General features: G+C 69.0%; 13 protein-coding genes. 4 read left to right on the top strand and 9 right to left on the bottom strand.

What is annotated here, in order from left to right; genetic code table 11:
* The first annotated feature begins 77 nt into the window (after positions 1 to 77).
* The 3 genes from C6Y44_RS06795 to C6Y44_RS06785 are packed head-to-tail and all read left to right on the top strand — an operon-like array spanning position 78 to position 4,992.
* The gene (locus tag C6Y44_RS06795) at positions 78 to 1,451 is read left to right on the top strand and encodes an 8-oxoguanine deaminase (RefSeq protein WP_159418917.1); all 1,374 of its coding nucleotides are present in this window, start codon (positions 78 to 80) and stop codon (positions 1,449 to 1,451) included.
* Between the two features lie 5 nt (positions 1,452 to 1,456).
* The gene (locus tag C6Y44_RS06790; RefSeq protein WP_174247072.1) at positions 1,457 to 2,299 is read left to right on the top strand and encodes an FAD binding domain-containing protein; all 843 of its coding nucleotides are present in this window, start codon (positions 1,457 to 1,459) and stop codon (positions 2,297 to 2,299) included.
* A complete protein-coding gene (locus C6Y44_RS06785) occupies positions 2,296 to 4,992 on the top strand; it encodes a molybdopterin-dependent oxidoreductase (protein WP_159418919.1) in 2,697 nt (898 codons plus the stop codon). Before C6Y44_RS06790 ends, C6Y44_RS06785 begins: the two co-directional genes overlap by 4 nt.
* Positions 4,993 to 5,074: 82 nt before the next feature.
* On the opposite strand, the gene C6Y44_RS06780 is transcribed toward C6Y44_RS06785, so the two are convergent.
* The 6 genes from C6Y44_RS06780 to C6Y44_RS06755 all read right to left on the bottom strand — a co-directional run bounded on the left by C6Y44_RS06780 (position 5,075) and on the right by C6Y44_RS06755 (position 11,985).
* Positions 5,075 to 5,812 carry an alpha/beta fold hydrolase gene (locus C6Y44_RS06780; protein ID WP_159418920.1) on the bottom strand — a complete coding sequence of 246 codons (738 nt, stop codon included), beginning with the start codon at positions 5,810 to 5,812 and terminating at the stop codon, positions 5,075 to 5,077.
* Positions 5,809 to 6,894, bottom strand: coding sequence for an isopenicillin N synthase family dioxygenase (locus tag C6Y44_RS06775; RefSeq protein ID WP_159418921.1), 1,086 nt, complete (start codon positions 6,892 to 6,894; stop codon positions 5,809 to 5,811). The genes C6Y44_RS06780 and C6Y44_RS06775 overlap by 4 nt, the downstream gene beginning before the upstream one ends.
* A complete protein-coding gene (locus C6Y44_RS06770; RefSeq protein ID WP_159418922.1) occupies positions 6,875 to 8,269 on the bottom strand; it encodes a uracil-xanthine permease family protein in 1,395 nt (464 codons plus the stop codon). The genes C6Y44_RS06775 and C6Y44_RS06770 overlap by 20 nt, the downstream gene beginning before the upstream one ends.
* Before the next feature lie 127 nt (positions 8,270 to 8,396).
* Positions 8,397 to 9,365, bottom strand: coding sequence for an allantoicase (gene alc / locus C6Y44_RS06765; RefSeq protein ID WP_159418923.1), 969 nt, complete (start codon positions 9,363 to 9,365; stop codon positions 8,397 to 8,399).
* Positions 9,362 to 10,714, bottom strand: a complete 1,353-nt coding sequence (gene allB / locus C6Y44_RS06760; RefSeq protein ID WP_159418924.1) for an allantoinase AllB — start codon at positions 10,712 to 10,714, stop codon at positions 9,362 to 9,364. The genes alc and allB overlap by 4 nt, the downstream gene beginning before the upstream one ends.
* Positions 10,711 to 11,985: a DUF6986 family protein gene (locus C6Y44_RS06755; protein ID WP_159418925.1), complete on the bottom strand. Its 1,275-nt coding sequence runs from the start codon at positions 11,983 to 11,985 to the stop codon at positions 10,711 to 10,713. The genes allB and C6Y44_RS06755 overlap by 4 nt, the downstream gene beginning before the upstream one ends.
* 166 nt (positions 11,986 to 12,151) lie before the next feature.
* On the opposite strand from C6Y44_RS06755, the gene C6Y44_RS06750 reads away from it, so the two are divergent.
* Positions 12,152 to 12,562 carry a helix-turn-helix domain-containing protein gene (locus C6Y44_RS06750; protein WP_159418926.1) on the top strand — a complete coding sequence of 137 codons (411 nt, stop codon included), beginning with the start codon at positions 12,152 to 12,154 and terminating at the stop codon, positions 12,560 to 12,562.
* Positions 12,563 to 12,590: 28 nt separating this feature from the next.
* Here C6Y44_RS06750 and C6Y44_RS06745 read toward each other — a convergent pair whose 3' ends face one another.
* From C6Y44_RS06745 to C6Y44_RS06735, 3 genes are all read right to left on the bottom strand, one after another.
* Positions 12,591 to 13,184, bottom strand: a complete 594-nt coding sequence (locus C6Y44_RS06745; RefSeq protein ID WP_120281822.1) for an ATP-dependent Clp protease proteolytic subunit — start codon at positions 13,182 to 13,184, stop codon at positions 12,591 to 12,593.
* Entirely contained in the window at positions 13,181 to 13,789 is a 609-nt protein-coding gene (locus C6Y44_RS06740; protein ID WP_159418927.1) for a ClpP family protease, read from the bottom strand. Before C6Y44_RS06740 ends, C6Y44_RS06745 begins: the two co-directional genes overlap by 4 nt.
* A 77-nt stretch (positions 13,790 to 13,866) precedes the next feature.
* Positions 13,867 to 14,220, bottom strand: coding sequence for a hypothetical protein (locus C6Y44_RS06735; protein WP_120284048.1), 354 nt, complete (start codon positions 14,218 to 14,220; stop codon positions 13,867 to 13,869).
* Positions 14,221 to 14,489: the final 269 nt, after the last annotated feature.

Genomic DNA, 14,489 nt, shown 5'->3' with positions numbered 1-14,489 from the left:
TTTCGTGCGTGCTGCCGCAGAGGTACATCTGTTCGGCGCAGTTGACTGGAGACTCCCGACGATCCGAGGAGTCGACTATGCACGCGAATCCCACCACCCGGCCGCTCGTCATCCGCGGCGCACACGTGGTGAGCATGGACGCCGCCCGCGCCGAACACCGCGACGGATATGTCGTCGTCTCCGGCAACCGGATCGTCGCGGTCGGGTCGGGCGAACCGACCGGCTACGACGACGCGCAGATCGTCGACGGCACCGGGTGCGTGCTCACCCCCGGCCTGATCAACACCCACCACCACCTGTACCAATGGATCGCGCGTGGGCTCGCCGCCGACCACACGCTGTTCGAATGGCTCACCACCCTCTATCCCGTCTGGGGTGGCATCGACGCCGACGCCGTGCACGTCGCGGCCAAGGGCGCACTCGCGCATCTGGTGCGCACCGGCTGCACGACCAGCACCGACCACCACTACGTCGTGCCCCGCGAGGGCGGTGACGTCTTCGGCGCGGAGATCGCCGCAGCGGCCGAGGTCGGTATCCGCTTCCATCCCTGCCGCGGGTCCATGGACCTCGGTGCGAGCGCCGGGGGTCTGCCGCCCGATCACATCGTCGAGGACATCGACGCGATCCTCGAGGGCAGCCGCGAGACCGTCGAGCGCTGGCACGATCCGTCGTTCGATTCGATGCTGCGGGTCGCGCTCGCGCCGTGCTCGCCCTTCTCGGTGACCGGCGAGCTGCTGAAGCAGTCCGCGCTGCTCGCCCGCGACCTCGGGGTGCGGCTGCACACCCATCTCGCCGAGACCCTCGACGAGGAGGACTTCTGCCTCGAGAAGTTCGGATGCAAGCCCGTGCAGTACATGGAGTCGCTGGGCTGGACCGGCCCCGACGTCTGGTACGCGCACGCGGTGCACCTCGACGACCGTGACATCGGTGTGCTCGCCGCGTCGGGTACGGGTGCGGCCCACTGCCCCACCTCGAACGCCCGGCTCGGTGCCGGCATCGCCCGCGCCGCCGACCTCTACGCCGCGGGCGTGCCGCTCGGCCTCGGTGTCGACGGTGCCGCGAGCAACGAGTCGTGCTGCATGCTCGAAGAGGCCCACCACGCCGCCCTGTTCGCCCGTGCCCGCAGCGGCCCCCGCGCCATGACGGTGCGGCAGAGCCTCGAACTCGCCACCATCGGCGGTGCCCGGGTCCTCGGGCGCGAGAACGAGATCGGATCGATCGAGGCCGGCAAGCTCGCCGATCTGGCGCTGTGGCGGATCGACGGCCTCGCCCACTCCGGCATCGCCGATCCGGTCGCGGCCCTCGTCCTCGGCAGCACCCCGCCTCTCGAACTGCTGTTGATCAACGGTCGCGAGGTGGTCGTCCGTGACGAGGTCCGCACCGTCGACGAGGACGTCGTGGCACGGCAGGTCGCGGCGGAACACGCCGCGCTGGTCGCCAAGGCGGGGTGAAGGCGATGGATCTGCACAACATCACCGCCTACGACATCGCCCGCGACCGCGCCGATCTGACCTTCGAGGACGGCGCGGCCCCGCTCGGCGGCGGCACCTGGCTGTTCTCCGAACCGCAACCGCACCTGCACCGACTCGTGGATCTGTCCGGCCTCGACTGGCCCGCGGTGACCCGGCATCCCGACGCCCTGGAGATCGCCGCGACCTGCACGGTCGAACGCCTGGCTGCACTCTCGGACGAACCGGAATGGTGTGCGGCACCGCTGTTCCGGCAGTGCGCCGAGGCGTTGCTGGCGTCGTGGAAGATCTGGAAGCGCGCCACGGTCGGTGGCAACATCTGCCTGTCCTTCCCCGCCGGCGCCATGATCTCGCTGGCGACCGCGCTCGACGCGGACGCGGTGATCTGGACGATCGACGGCGGCGAACGGCGGATCCCGGTGGCCGATTTCGTTCTCGGAGTCGCCTCCAACGCCCTCGCACCCGGAGAGCTCCTGCGGAGCATCCGGATCCCGTTGCATGCTCTGAATTCCCGCACGGCCTTCCGCAAGATCGCCCTGTCGCCGCTGGGGCGCTCGGGAGCGGTCGTGATCGGGCGCCGCGACGACGACGGCAGTGTCACGCTGTCGATCACCGCGTCGACGGTGCGTCCCTGTCTCCTGCGGTTCACGGAGATCCCGTCGGCACAGGCGTTGTCCGACGCACTGGCCCGTCTCGTCCCGGCAACGAGCTACTACGCCGATGCGCATGGCGCCGCCGACTGGCGACGTGCCGTCACCGCGATTCTCGCCGAAGAGATCCGCACCGAGCTGTCGAATGCTGCGCTGTCGAATACGGAGGTCCAGCCGTGAAACTCACCGTCAACGGCCGCGAACGCGACGTCGACCCCCGGCCCGGCCAGTGCCTGCGCACCCTGCTGCGCGAGACCGAACACTTCGAGGTCAAGAAGGGCTGCGACGCCGGCGATTGCGGCGCGTGCTCGGTCCTGCTCGACGGCGAACCCGTCCACTCGTGCGTGGTCCCGGCCGTGCGGGTCGAGGGCCGCGAGGTCACCACGGTCGCCGGACTGGGCACCCCCGACGACCTGCATCCCGTCCAACAGCGATTCGCCGACGCCGCCGGTTTCCAATGCGGCTTCTGCACCGCAGGCATGATCGTCACCGCGTCCACCTTCACCGACGAGGATCTCGACGACCTGCCGAAACGTTTGAAGGGCAACCTGTGCCGGTGCACCGGCTACCGTTCGATCGAGGACGCCCTGCGGTCGCGCACCAACGTCGAACAGGTCGAAGGCCCCTCATGCGGTCGCTCGCAGCGCGCGCCGGCCGCGACGCGTGTCGTCAGCGGCACCGAGCCGTACACCCTCGACACCACCGTCGAGGGCCTGCTGCACATCGCCGTCCTCGGCAGCCCGCACACCCATGCGCGCATCCTCTCCGTCGACGTCTCGGCCGCCGAGGCACTCCCCGGTGTCCACGCGGTGCTGTACCACCGTGACGCGCCGGCCACCGCCTATTCGACCGCACGTCACGAGAACCGCAACGACGATCCCGACGACACCTACCTGTTCGACCGGGTCGTGCGCTTCCGGGGACAGCGGGTCGCCGCGGTGGTCGCCGAGAGCCCGGCGATCGCGCACCAGGCGCTCGCGTCGATCCACGTCGAGTACGAGGAACTGCCCTTCGTCCTCGATCCCGACGAGGCCCGGCAACCCGGGGCTCCCCTCCTGCACGCCGACAAGTCCGCCGACGCGCGCATCGCCGATCCCGGACGCAACGTCGTCGCCGCGATCCACGGCAGCAGCGGGGACGTCGACGCGGCGGTCGCCTCCGCTGCGGCGGTGGTGCAGGGACGCTGGCAGACTCACCGCGTCCAGCACACCCACCTCGAAACACACGGAGCCATCGGGCATCTCGACGAGACCGGTCGGCTCGTCATCCGCAGTTCCACACAGGTGCCTTTCCTGGTGCGCGACGAGTTGTGCCACATCTTCGGACTCGACCGGGATCGGGTGCGCGTGCACACGGCCCGGGTGGGCGGCGGTTTCGGTGCCAAGCAGGAGATGCTGGTCGAGGATGTCGTCGCGGCGGCGGTCCTGAAGACGGGGCGCCCGGTGCAGTGGGAGTTCACCCGCTCCGATCAGCTCACCGTCGCTCCGTGCCGGCATCCCATGCGAGTCGACGTCACCCTCGCCGCCGACGCCGACGGTGTCCTCACCGCCCTCGCGATCGACGTGCTCGCCGATGCGGGCGCCTACGGCAACCACAGCCCCGGGGTGATGTTCCACGGCTGCACAGAGTCGATCGCGGTGTACCGGTGCCCGAACAAGCGCGTCGACGCCGAATCCGTGTACACGAACAACCGGCCGTCGGGTGCCTTTCGCGGCTACGGCCTCGGCCAGGTGATCTTCGCCGTGGAGTCGGCCATGGACGAACTCGCCGGAAAACTCGGCATCGATCCGTACGAGTTCCGGCGCCGCAACATCATCGTGCCGGGAGACCCGCTGGTTGCCGCGCATCCCGAGGGCGCCGACCTGACGTACGGCAGCTACGGACTCGACGAGTGCCTCGATCTTGCCGAACGGGCGATGGCGCGCACGGGTGGCCGGCCCGCGCCGACGGGTGATCACTGGCGGATCGGCGAGGGCATGGCGCTCGCGATGATCGCGACCAACCCACCCAACGGGCACATCTCCGAGGTGTCGATCGAACTTCTGCCCGACGGCCGGTATCTCGCCCGGGTGGGCACGGCGGAGTTCGGCAACGGCACCACCACCGTCCACACCCAGATCGCGGCCACCGCGCTCGGCACCACCCCCGACCGGATCGTCGTCCACCAGTCCGACACCGACGTCACCACTCACGACACCGGCGCGTTCGGTTCGTCGGGCACGGTCGTCGCGTCGAAGGCCCTGCTGGCAGCCTCCCACGAACTGCGACGCAGCATGACCAAGGCCGCTGCGGAGCTGACCGGCCTCGACCCGGAGCAGGCCGAACTGCAGGCCGACGGCGTGCGGTGCGGCGATCGTCTCGTTCCTCCCAGTGAGCTGCTGCAGGTCGCGGGTGGCCGGTTGCGCGCCGAGGGCCGGCACGGCGGTCTGCCGCGGTCGCTGTCGTTCAACGTGCAGGCATTCCGCGTCGCCGTCGACACCCGTACCGGCGAGGTGCGGATCCTCCGCTCGGTCCAGGCCGCCGATGCCGGCACCGTCCTCAACCCCGAGCAGTGCCGCGGGCAGATCGAAGGCGGCGCTGCGCAGGCGCTCGGTGCGTCGATGTACGAGGAGATCATCACCGACGACGCGGGTCGCGTGACGACGGATGCGTTGCGCAACTACCACATTCCGCAGTTCGCGGACGTCCCGCGTACCGAGGTCTACTTCGCCGACACCTACGACGAACTCGGCCCCATGGGCGCGAAGTCGATGAGCGAGGCCCCGTTCAATCCGGTCGCCCCGGCGCTGGCGAACGCCGTGCGCAACGCCATCGGGGTGCGGCCGCACGAGCTGCCGCTCTCCCGCGACCGCATCTGGCGCCTCATGCAGTGAGACCGATCCGCCGAGACCGGTGTTGTGTGCGATTTCCGGCTGGAAATCGCACACAACGTCGGTCTCGTTCCGTAGATCCGGCCTATGTCCGGACGCGCTCGGTGCACCACTCCACCAGTGCCGCCGCGAGGTCGTCGCGGGCGGACAGCTGTGGTGCATGGTCGGACTCGAGCGACACGACTTGCGCACCCGGGGTGAGGCGTTGCATCGCCCGCTGGGTGACGAGGGGAACCGAACGGTCCAGTGTCGCTTCGATGTACAGGCGCGGCAGGCGCCCGAACCGTTCCGGCGTCCAGCTGGGTGCCATGAGCCGGGCGGTTTCGAGTTGCGGCACGAGTCGGCGTGCGGCACCGATCGCGTCGGCCGCATCCGTCTCGTGGAAGAACACCGCGGCGCCGGCCTCCGGGGGCACGATCGTGCCGCGACCGTCGTCGGTGGGTTCGAGCCACCGCGAGATACCCACCGGCGCTTCGAGACCGATTCCGTCACAGAGCATCCCGAAGTCGACCCCGGACGGGAGCATCATCCCCGCCATGTAGGCGACCCCGGCGACACGTTCCGGCAGCATCTCCGCGACCTGCGTGACGACGATGCCACCACCGGAATGACCGACGAGGATCACAGGGCCATCCAGTCCGGCAACGTGGTCGGCCACGACCGCGGCGACGTCGTCGAGCGTCACGTCGTCGGCGCCCCATGATCCGACACCGGGAAGCGCGAGCGGGTGTGGGACGTGCCCGGACCGGCGGAACGGTTCGAGCAGCGTGTCCCACACCCAGCTTCCGGCCCACGCGCCGTGCACGAGCACGACATGACTCACGCGCGGTTCTCCCCCGTCGCCGCCAGCACACGGGCGGCTTCGCGCACAGCAGCGGTGTTGGCCTTGCCGTGCCGCGACCCGGCGAGCTTGGCCTTGATGTGATCGCGGATCAGGATGGGTTCGTAGGGCTCCGGGCCCGCATATTCGGGCAGGGTGGAGACCACCGCGTCGACGTTGCCGTCGTGGAAGAACGCCACCGAACGACGGCGTCGGATACGACCGTCGACGATCGGTGGCTTGACGCGGTGCAGCGTCGACATCCACCGGTCGTCGGTGATGCGGGCGGTGAGATCACCGAGATTGACGAGCAGAGCCCCAGGCAGCGGTTCGACGTCGTGCCAGATTCCGTCGGACCCGAGCACTTGCAGCCCTGCGACCCGGTCGGCCCACAGCACGGTGACGATCCCGAAGTCGGTGTGCTCACCCATGCCGGTGAGGTCGCCGTCGAGGTCGACGGTGCCCTCGGGCAGCGCGTAGTTGTTCATGCGCAACACGTCGATCGAGTGGTCGGTGAGCTGTTCGAAGTAGTCGGGAGCCTGCCCGAGCGCGTCGGCGAAGATCCGGGTGAGGGTCCGCGCGACCCGCGAGGCCTCGATGAAATAGGTCTGCACGCGGTCCTCGAAACCGGGGACGTCGGGCCAGACGTTGAGTCCGTAGTCGTCCTCCGACAGGTCCAGGTGGGGGAACGACCGGGCCTCCACGCCGACGTTGTATGCCTCGAAGAAATCGTTCATGCGGCTGGCGGATTCGACGCCGAGGCTCAGGCTCAGCGACTCGCTCTTGGGCGGGCTGTATCCGCGGTTCGCGCCGACCACCCGGTACTGCTGCTTGTCGTCCATCGGCAGACCGAAGAAGTCGTCGAGGGCGCCGGTGAGGCCGTCGACCACCGGATCGGGTATGCCGTGCCCGAGGATCTGGACGAATCCCACACGGCTGCAGGCTTCGTCGATCTCACGGGCGACACGGGCGCGTTCGGCATCCTCGCCGGCCCGGACGTACGGGCCGATGTCACCGCCGGCCCGGACGTACGGGCCGATGTCGACGGCGGGAACGACGAAGGCGTCAGACGGCGACTGGTTCATGGGCAACTCCGTGGGGAGAGGTGGTACCGGCCGAGGTGACGGGGGCCGGCGTGCCGGACCGGGACGCGCGAGCCAGTGTCCCGAGACGAGTGTGGTTGAACAGCAGGTTCAACGAGAACGCCGCGATTGCGGCGAGCGTGATGCCGCTGCCGAGCAGGATCTGCGCGGCGGACGGGAAGCGCTCGAACATGCCCTCGGCGAGTTCCGGCAACAGACCCACACCCACCGCGACGGCGGCGATCGTGGAGTTGATGCGGTCGGACAGGTCCACCGAACGCAGTGTGTTGATGCCCACGAGGGCGACGGTGGCGAACAGGATCAGGCCGACACCGCCGACGACCGGCTTCGGCAGCGCCGCGACCACCGAGCTCACCTTCGGCAACGCCCCGAGGACCACGAGGATCACACCCGACGTGGCGGTGACGTAGCGGCTGTACACGCGGGTGGTGGCGACCGCACCGACGTTCTGGGTGAAGACGGTGTCGACGAAGGCGTTGAAGACACCGGCGAGCACAGCGGACGCTCCGTCGCCGGCGAGTCCGCGGGCGATGTCACCCTTGCTGACGCGCTTGCCGGTGATCTCGGCGACGGCGAGCATGCTCGCGGTGGATTCGGCGAAGACCACCGCCATGACGATGCTCATGGCGACGACCGCGGTGATCGGGAATTCGGGTGCGCCGAAGTGGAAGGGGGCGGGCAGACCCACCCACGACGAACCGGCCACGCCACCGAGGTCGATCAAGCCGAGCGGGACCGCGACGACCGTGCCGACCGCGAGGGCGATCAACACCCCGAGCTGCGCCCAGATGCCGCGACCGAGGCACAGGAAGCCGACGGCGACGACGATCACCAGCACGGCCAGGGCGATGTTGGTGGGCGAGGCGAAGGTGGGAGACGACGGGTCGGTGCCGACGATCAGCCCACCTGCCACGCCGATGAGCGAGATACCGACGACGGTGAGGACGGCACCGGTGACGAGCGGCGGGAAGAACCGGATGATCCTGGCGAACGGCCAGGCCAGGGCGAGACCGACGATGCCGCCGATCAGCATGGAGCCGTAGACGGCCTGCAGGCCGTATTCCTTCGCGATGAGGATCATCGGCGTCAGACCTGCGAAGGTCGCGCCGCAGACGATGGGCAGGCGGACGCCGACGAGTTTGCCGACACCGAGGCTCTGGACGATGGTGATCAGGCCGGCGATCAGCAGGTCGGCGCTGATGAGCATCGCGATGGTGTCGCGGTCGAGTCCGACGGCCGCGCCGAAAACCAACGGGACGGTGATGCATCCGGTGTACATGATGAGGACATGCTGGAGGCCGAACGCGAACTGCCGGAGGAACGGCAGTCGCGCGTCGACGGGGTGCGGTGAGGTCATGTGATCGCTCCCATTTCGGATGCAGTGCTGTATACGGTGCCGGATACAGCTTGGGGGCCGAAGTTTTCGGGCTCGAGTCATCGTGTTTCGTGCGGGTAAGAAACCGCTCACCGCACCCGCATCAGAACTAGGTCAGCCGTCCGTTCACGCGCAGGCGGGCGATGCCGCCGTCGGGATAGACGTCGAGCCGCACGAACTCCACCGGCGTCGGCGAATCGACGCGGAAACGATGCCGGCAGTCCGGCAGCAGTGCGGTCCGCGGCACGAGTTCGACCCAGGACGATTCGTCGGACATCGCGTCCTCGCTCGGAATTCCGCTCAGGCGTACCGCTCCCGGTGCGTTGCCGACGAAATAGGAGGTGTCGATCTCCACGTGGTCGACGCAGCCCTGCCCGGCGAGGCGGATCACCACGTAGTCGTTGCCGTCGTCGCGGCGGCGGGCGTTCTCCCAGCCCTCCCCCATGTGCCGCGAGCGACCGAGGCCGATGATGTTGCGCGGCGACGAATAGAAACGGTTCGAGCACGCGACGACGTCGCCACCGTTCTCGAGGGCCGCGAGATCGATCGTGCCTGTGAGGAAGGCCGGGTCCGGGCGGGCATGTCCGTGCACGCGGAATCGGGCCACACCGCCGTCGGGAAAGATGTTCAGGCGCAGATGCGTCCAGCGCCGGTCGTCGTCCACCGCGAAGGCGTTCGCGGTATCGCCCTTCAGGGCCACGCGCTCGAGGACCGGTTCCCACGGCGCGTCCAGCAACTCCTGATCGGTCGGGTAGCCGTCGAGGTTCACCCCGTCGACGGACGCGTAGGGCGGGTAGTTGCCCGTGAACCAGGCGGTGTCGATCACCACGCCCTCGACGACACCGGGCACGCCGAGCCGGACCACCGCGAAGTCGTGCCCTGGTTCGCGGCGACGCCGGGTCTCCCACCCGTCGTAGACCTTTCCCTTGTGCCCGAACTCGGACGGATCGAAATCGGGTGCGCCCGGCGAGATCAGGTTCTCGCGACTCGCGAAGAACTCGTCGTTCGCATAGACGACGGCCCCGCCCAGCGATCGCGCGACGAGATCGGGCAGTTGCAGGAAATCTGCTTCGGTCAACGGTTTTCCTTTCGGGAGAGCAGCGCACCACGCGGTGCGGGGTCGGTGGCGCCGAGGGTGACCGTGAGCGGTTCACCGGCGAGCCAGGTCTGCCGCACGACCCCGGCGAGCGCGCGTTCGGCGTAGGGCGTCACGGCGTTGCGGTGGTGCAGCCGCTCCGGGAAGACCACGAACGCGTCGTCGGGTGCGAAGACGCACAGGTCGGCACTGTTGCCCACGGCGATGGCACCGCGGTCGGCCAGCCCCACGAGGTCTGCGGTGCGACCGGCCATCCAGCGCACCACGTCGACGAGTGTGTGCCCGCGCTTGCGGGCCTCCGACCACACGATGGGCAGTCCGAGTTGCAGCGATGAGATACCGCCCCACGCCTCGCCGAAGTCGCCGGTGACGAACTTCTTCAGCTCCGGCAGGCACGGTGAGTGATCGGAGACGATGCAGTCGAGCGTGCCGTCGGCCAGGCCGCGCCACAACGCTTCCCGGTTACGGGCCTCGCGAATCGGCGGGCAGCACTTGAAATGTGTGGAGCCGTCGAGAATCTCCTCACTGAACAGCGACAGATAGTGCGGGCAGGTCTCCGCGGTGACGGGCAGACCCTCGGCCTTCGCCGCGGCCACGAGCGGAAGGCTTCCCGCATCCGACATGTGCAGGATGTGAACGCGGCATCCGGTCTGCCGCGCGCCGTCGATGACCTGGGCGACAGCGCGGGACTCGGCGACCGGTGGTCGCGAGTACAGGAAGTCGTCGTAGCGCGGTCCGGCGGGCGGGTCCTGCGCGTCGAGGGTCGGTCCGTCCTCCGCATGCACGATGAGCAGACCGCCGAAGCCGGCGATCACGCGCATCGCCTCGATCATCTGCTCGCGGTCCAGCGGTGGGTACTCGTCGAGACCCGAATACGCGAGGAAGCACTTGAAGCCGTACACCCCTGCGTCCCAGAGCGGTTCGAGATCGGCGAGGTTGCCGGGGATCGCACCACCCCAGAATCCGACGTCGACGGTGACCTGCTCGGCCGCGACCTTCTGCTTCACCTCGAGGGCCGCTACGTCGACGGTGGACGGGATGGAGTTGAGGGGCATGTCGACGATCGTCGTCACTCCCCCGGCCGCGGCGGCACGCGTGGCCGTCGCGAAACCCTCCCATTCGGTGCGGCCGGGTTCGTTGACGTGGACGTGCGTATCCACCAGGCCGGGGAGCAGCACCTCGTCGTCGGCGAGGACGATCTCCCGCGCACCGGCCGGAGCGGCACCGTCGTACTCGTCGATCGCGACGATGCGGCCGTCGCGCACATGGACGGCGCAGCTGCGTTCCTCGTCCCCCACCACGGCGCGTTGCGCGCGGATCACGGTGGTCATCGCGTCACCACCGTCGGTCGACCCGCAAGTCGGGCCAGGTGGTCGAGATTCGTGCCGGTGCGATCGCATACTTCCTTCTCGGTGAGGGCTCCGCAACTCGCTCCTCGCAGGAGGAAGGCGGCGAGAGCACGGGCGGTGGCGGGTTCGTCGAGATATCCCGACGACAGGGCCGGGTCGATGTAGGCCGCGATGCGTCCCGCGGCGGTGGACAGCGACCGGCGGTAGAACGCGAAGGTCGCGGCGTAGCGGGTGGGCAGCTGCGCCGGGTGCAGGTCCCACCCCTGGTAGAAGCCGCGGCGCAGCGACCGGTCGATCAGGCGGGCGTGCAGTCCCCATGCCGCGCGGATCTCGTCGCGGGTGCCGACGGGAAGGCGATTGGTGGACCCATCGGACAACCGCACCCCCGTGCCCGCTGCCGCGACCTGCATCGTGGCCTTGGCGTGGTCGGCGACGGGGTGGTCCATCGCCTGGTACTCCGCGGCGATGTCGCACGCGGCCGAGTAGTCGTAGGTGCCGTAGTGCAGCCCCGAACAGCGCCCCCGGGCCTCTCGGATCATCGTGGCGACGGCCGCGGTGCCGTCGGGTCCGCAGATCGCCTGCGGCGTCTCGATCTGGATCTCGAACCGCAGGGGTGCGACGAGCGGGTAGGTCGACTCGAGATGTTCGCAGACCGTCACCATGGCGGCGACCTGTTCGGGTGCGGTGACCTTGGGCAGTGTGACGACGAATCCGTCCGGGAGAGCGCACCTTCCGGTGAGTTCTCCGACGAAGGCGTCGAGCGTGCGGAGTCCGCGGCGCCGAGTGGCGGCCTCGAAGGACTTGAACCGGATGCCGACGAAGGGTGTCGCGGTGGGATCGGTCGCGAGCGCGACGGCGGCACGGGCGACGTGGGCGTCCTCGTCGGCGTCGCGTTCGTGCTCGGGAATGCCGGGGCGGGTGAAACCGTCCTCGAAGTCGATGCGCAGATCCTCGATCGGTTCGGTGCGCAGTTTGACCTCCACGAGCGGGAGGACGGCGTCGGCCAGTTCGGGTTCGATGCCGGTGACCGCGGCGAGGTCCGCGGGACCGTCGATGTGGGTGTCGAGGACGTCGAGTGCGTCGGCTCCCCACCGTGCTGCGATCCCGGCGTCGTAGCGGTCGGCCGGGACGTAGACGGTGTGCACCGGTTGGCGGGCACCGTCGGTCCCGGGATAGGTCGCGGCGTATGCCGCGTCGGTGTCCGCGAGCTGCGCGTCGAGCGCAGCCGCAAGCCTGTGCAATCCTGTCGGCACCCGAACTCCTGTCCTGTATCCACGGCTGTATACGTCGTGGTGCGCCGACGTTATCGGCGCCAGGTCATGTGTTCGGTTAACTGCGGTTACGGGCCCGTTACACATCTGCCGGAGCGGTGTTCGTCCTCGGCGGAACCCGGTCCGATGCCGTCGGATCGACGGCACAATGGTCGGCATGGAGCCGGAGCAGGGTCGCGTGATCGATTTCGTCAGCGCCGCGGAGTCGGCACGTGTGACCGCCGTTAGGGCGGCACGAGTTGCGCGGACCCCTGAGCGGGGAGCCGACAGCACCGAGCCCCGGCTGCTCCGCCAGATCTACGGGGAGATCCTGCGCGACGAGCGTCGCGATCAGGACCGCAGCCTCGAGGACGTCGCCCGAACGGTCGGGATGTCGAAGCAGTACCTGTCGGAGGTCGAGCGTGGGCGCAAGGAGGCCTCGTCCGAGATGCTGCGGTCCGTGTGCGATGCGCTGGAGCTTCCGATGGAGCAACTGCTCGCGCGCGGGATCCGCCGGATGACCGCGCACCGCACACTCCGGACCACGGGTCACGCCGGCGTCGAGTTGTGCGCGGCATGACGGTATGACCACGTGACGGTGTGACGGGTCATCCGTCCCGGTCGACGACGACGTGATCGGCGAGACCGTAGGCCACCGCCTCCGTCGGTGAGAGGATCCGGTCGCGGTCGGTGTCGCGGCGCAGTTGTTCGATGTCGCGTCCGGTGTGCGCGGCCAGGATCTCCTCGGTCTGGGCCCGCACCCTCATCACCTCCGCTGCCTGCAGGGCCAGATCGGAGATGGTGCCCTGCCCCTGCGCCGACGGCTGATGCAGCAGTACCCGCGAATGTGCGAGTACGTGCCGACGACCGGGCGCTCCGGCCGCGAGCAGCACGGCGGCCGCCGAAGCGGCCTGTCCCATGCAATAGGTCGCGACCTTCGGGCGCAGGAACTGCATGGTGTCGTAGATCGCGAGCATCGCGGTGGACGATCCGCCGGGAGAGTTGATGTACAGGCCGATCTCCCGGTCGGGGGATTCGGCCTCGAGATGCAGCATTTGCGCCATCACGACGTTGGCGACCCCGTCGTCGATCTCGGTGCCGAGGAAGACGATGCGTTCGTTGAGCAACCGGCTGAAGACGTCGAACGACCGCTCCCCCGCCGGTGTGCGTTCGATGACGTTGGGGATCGTGTAGGTGCTCATCGTCCCAGTCCCATCTGCCGTCCGGTGGCGAACGGTGCCAGTTCGGCGAGCGACCCGACGACGGTGTCGATGATGCCGTACTCGCGTGCCTCTTCGGCGGTGAACCACCGGTCGCGGTCGCTGTCGCGTTCGATCTCCTCGAGTGAATGTCCGGTGGCGTCCGAGAGGATCTGCTGTGACTGCAGTTTCATGTATTCGAGATTCTCGGCCTGGATCGCGATGTCGACGGCCGTCCCCGAGAATCCGGCCGAGGGTTGGTGCATCATGATCCGGCTGTGGGCAAGACTCGCGCGTTTGCCCTTGGTGCCCGCCGCGAGCAGGACCTGCCCCATACTGGCGGCGAATCCCGCTGCCACGGTGACGATGTCGTTGGGAACGAGTTGCATCGTGTCGTAGATGGCGAGGCCGGCGAAGACGGATCCGCCGGGTGAGTTGATGTGCAGGACGATGTCGCGCCGGTCGTCGGCGGAGGCGAGCAGGACGAGTTCCGAGCAGACGCGCTCGGCCATCTCGTCGTCCACCTCTCCGGTCAGTCGCAGGATGCGCTGACGGAAGAGTCTGTCGACCAGTTGGTCCCGGTACGAGAGTGGTTCGGTGGTCGTCATGCAGCCAGCCTGACCCCCGGCGGGCGCGAATCGGCGGTCCGTCTGCTCACGGCAGACGGACCGGTCGTTCCGGCAGGTCAGTCCCCCGCGGACCGGACGGCGCTGATCACCGCTGCGACGAGGACGGCCAGCAGCAGGATCACGAGCAGGACGGGTCCGAGCAGCAGCACCAGCGCGATCACGACGGCCAGGCCGATCTTCGCCTTGGTGCTGAGTCCGGAGATCAGCCCGCCCAGCGCGGCGAGGGCCGGGTTGCGACCCTCCAACGCCGCCCGGATGCCGGCGAGGACCGCCTGCAGTCCCACGCCGCCGCTGGTGACCTCGCCGAGGAGCGAGTCCACCCATCCGCGGATCTTCCGGATCAGTCTCGCCCCGAGTCCCCGGAGTCCGGCCAGCGCGGTGCGGACACCGGCCCGCAGAGCATCCTTCAACCTCTCGAGGAGCGATGTGGGTTCCGGCGGTGCCTGCTCGGACCGTGTCTGCTCGGATCGTGTCCGCTCACGCGCGGGACGGGTCGGTTTCCCTGTCCGCGCGTCGTTCACCGGCGGACGCGATCGTCGCCTCTCCTGCGGAGGCGCCGGCTTCGCACGAGCGCGGGGCGAGGCGTCCGAACGGGTCGATGTCCGAGTGGTCGATCGGGAGGAGGTTCGGGTCGAGGTCCGCCGCGAGCCGGTTCCGGGGTCGCGATCCCGACGCCGCG

Origin of the sequence: Rhodococcus rhodochrous, from assembly GCF_014854695.1 — a bacterium.
Lineage (GTDB): Bacteria > Actinomycetota > Actinomycetes > Mycobacteriales > Mycobacteriaceae > Rhodococcus.
The sequence above is the reverse complement of the archived record's forward strand: the minus strand, read 5'-3'. Positions and strand labels throughout refer to the sequence as shown.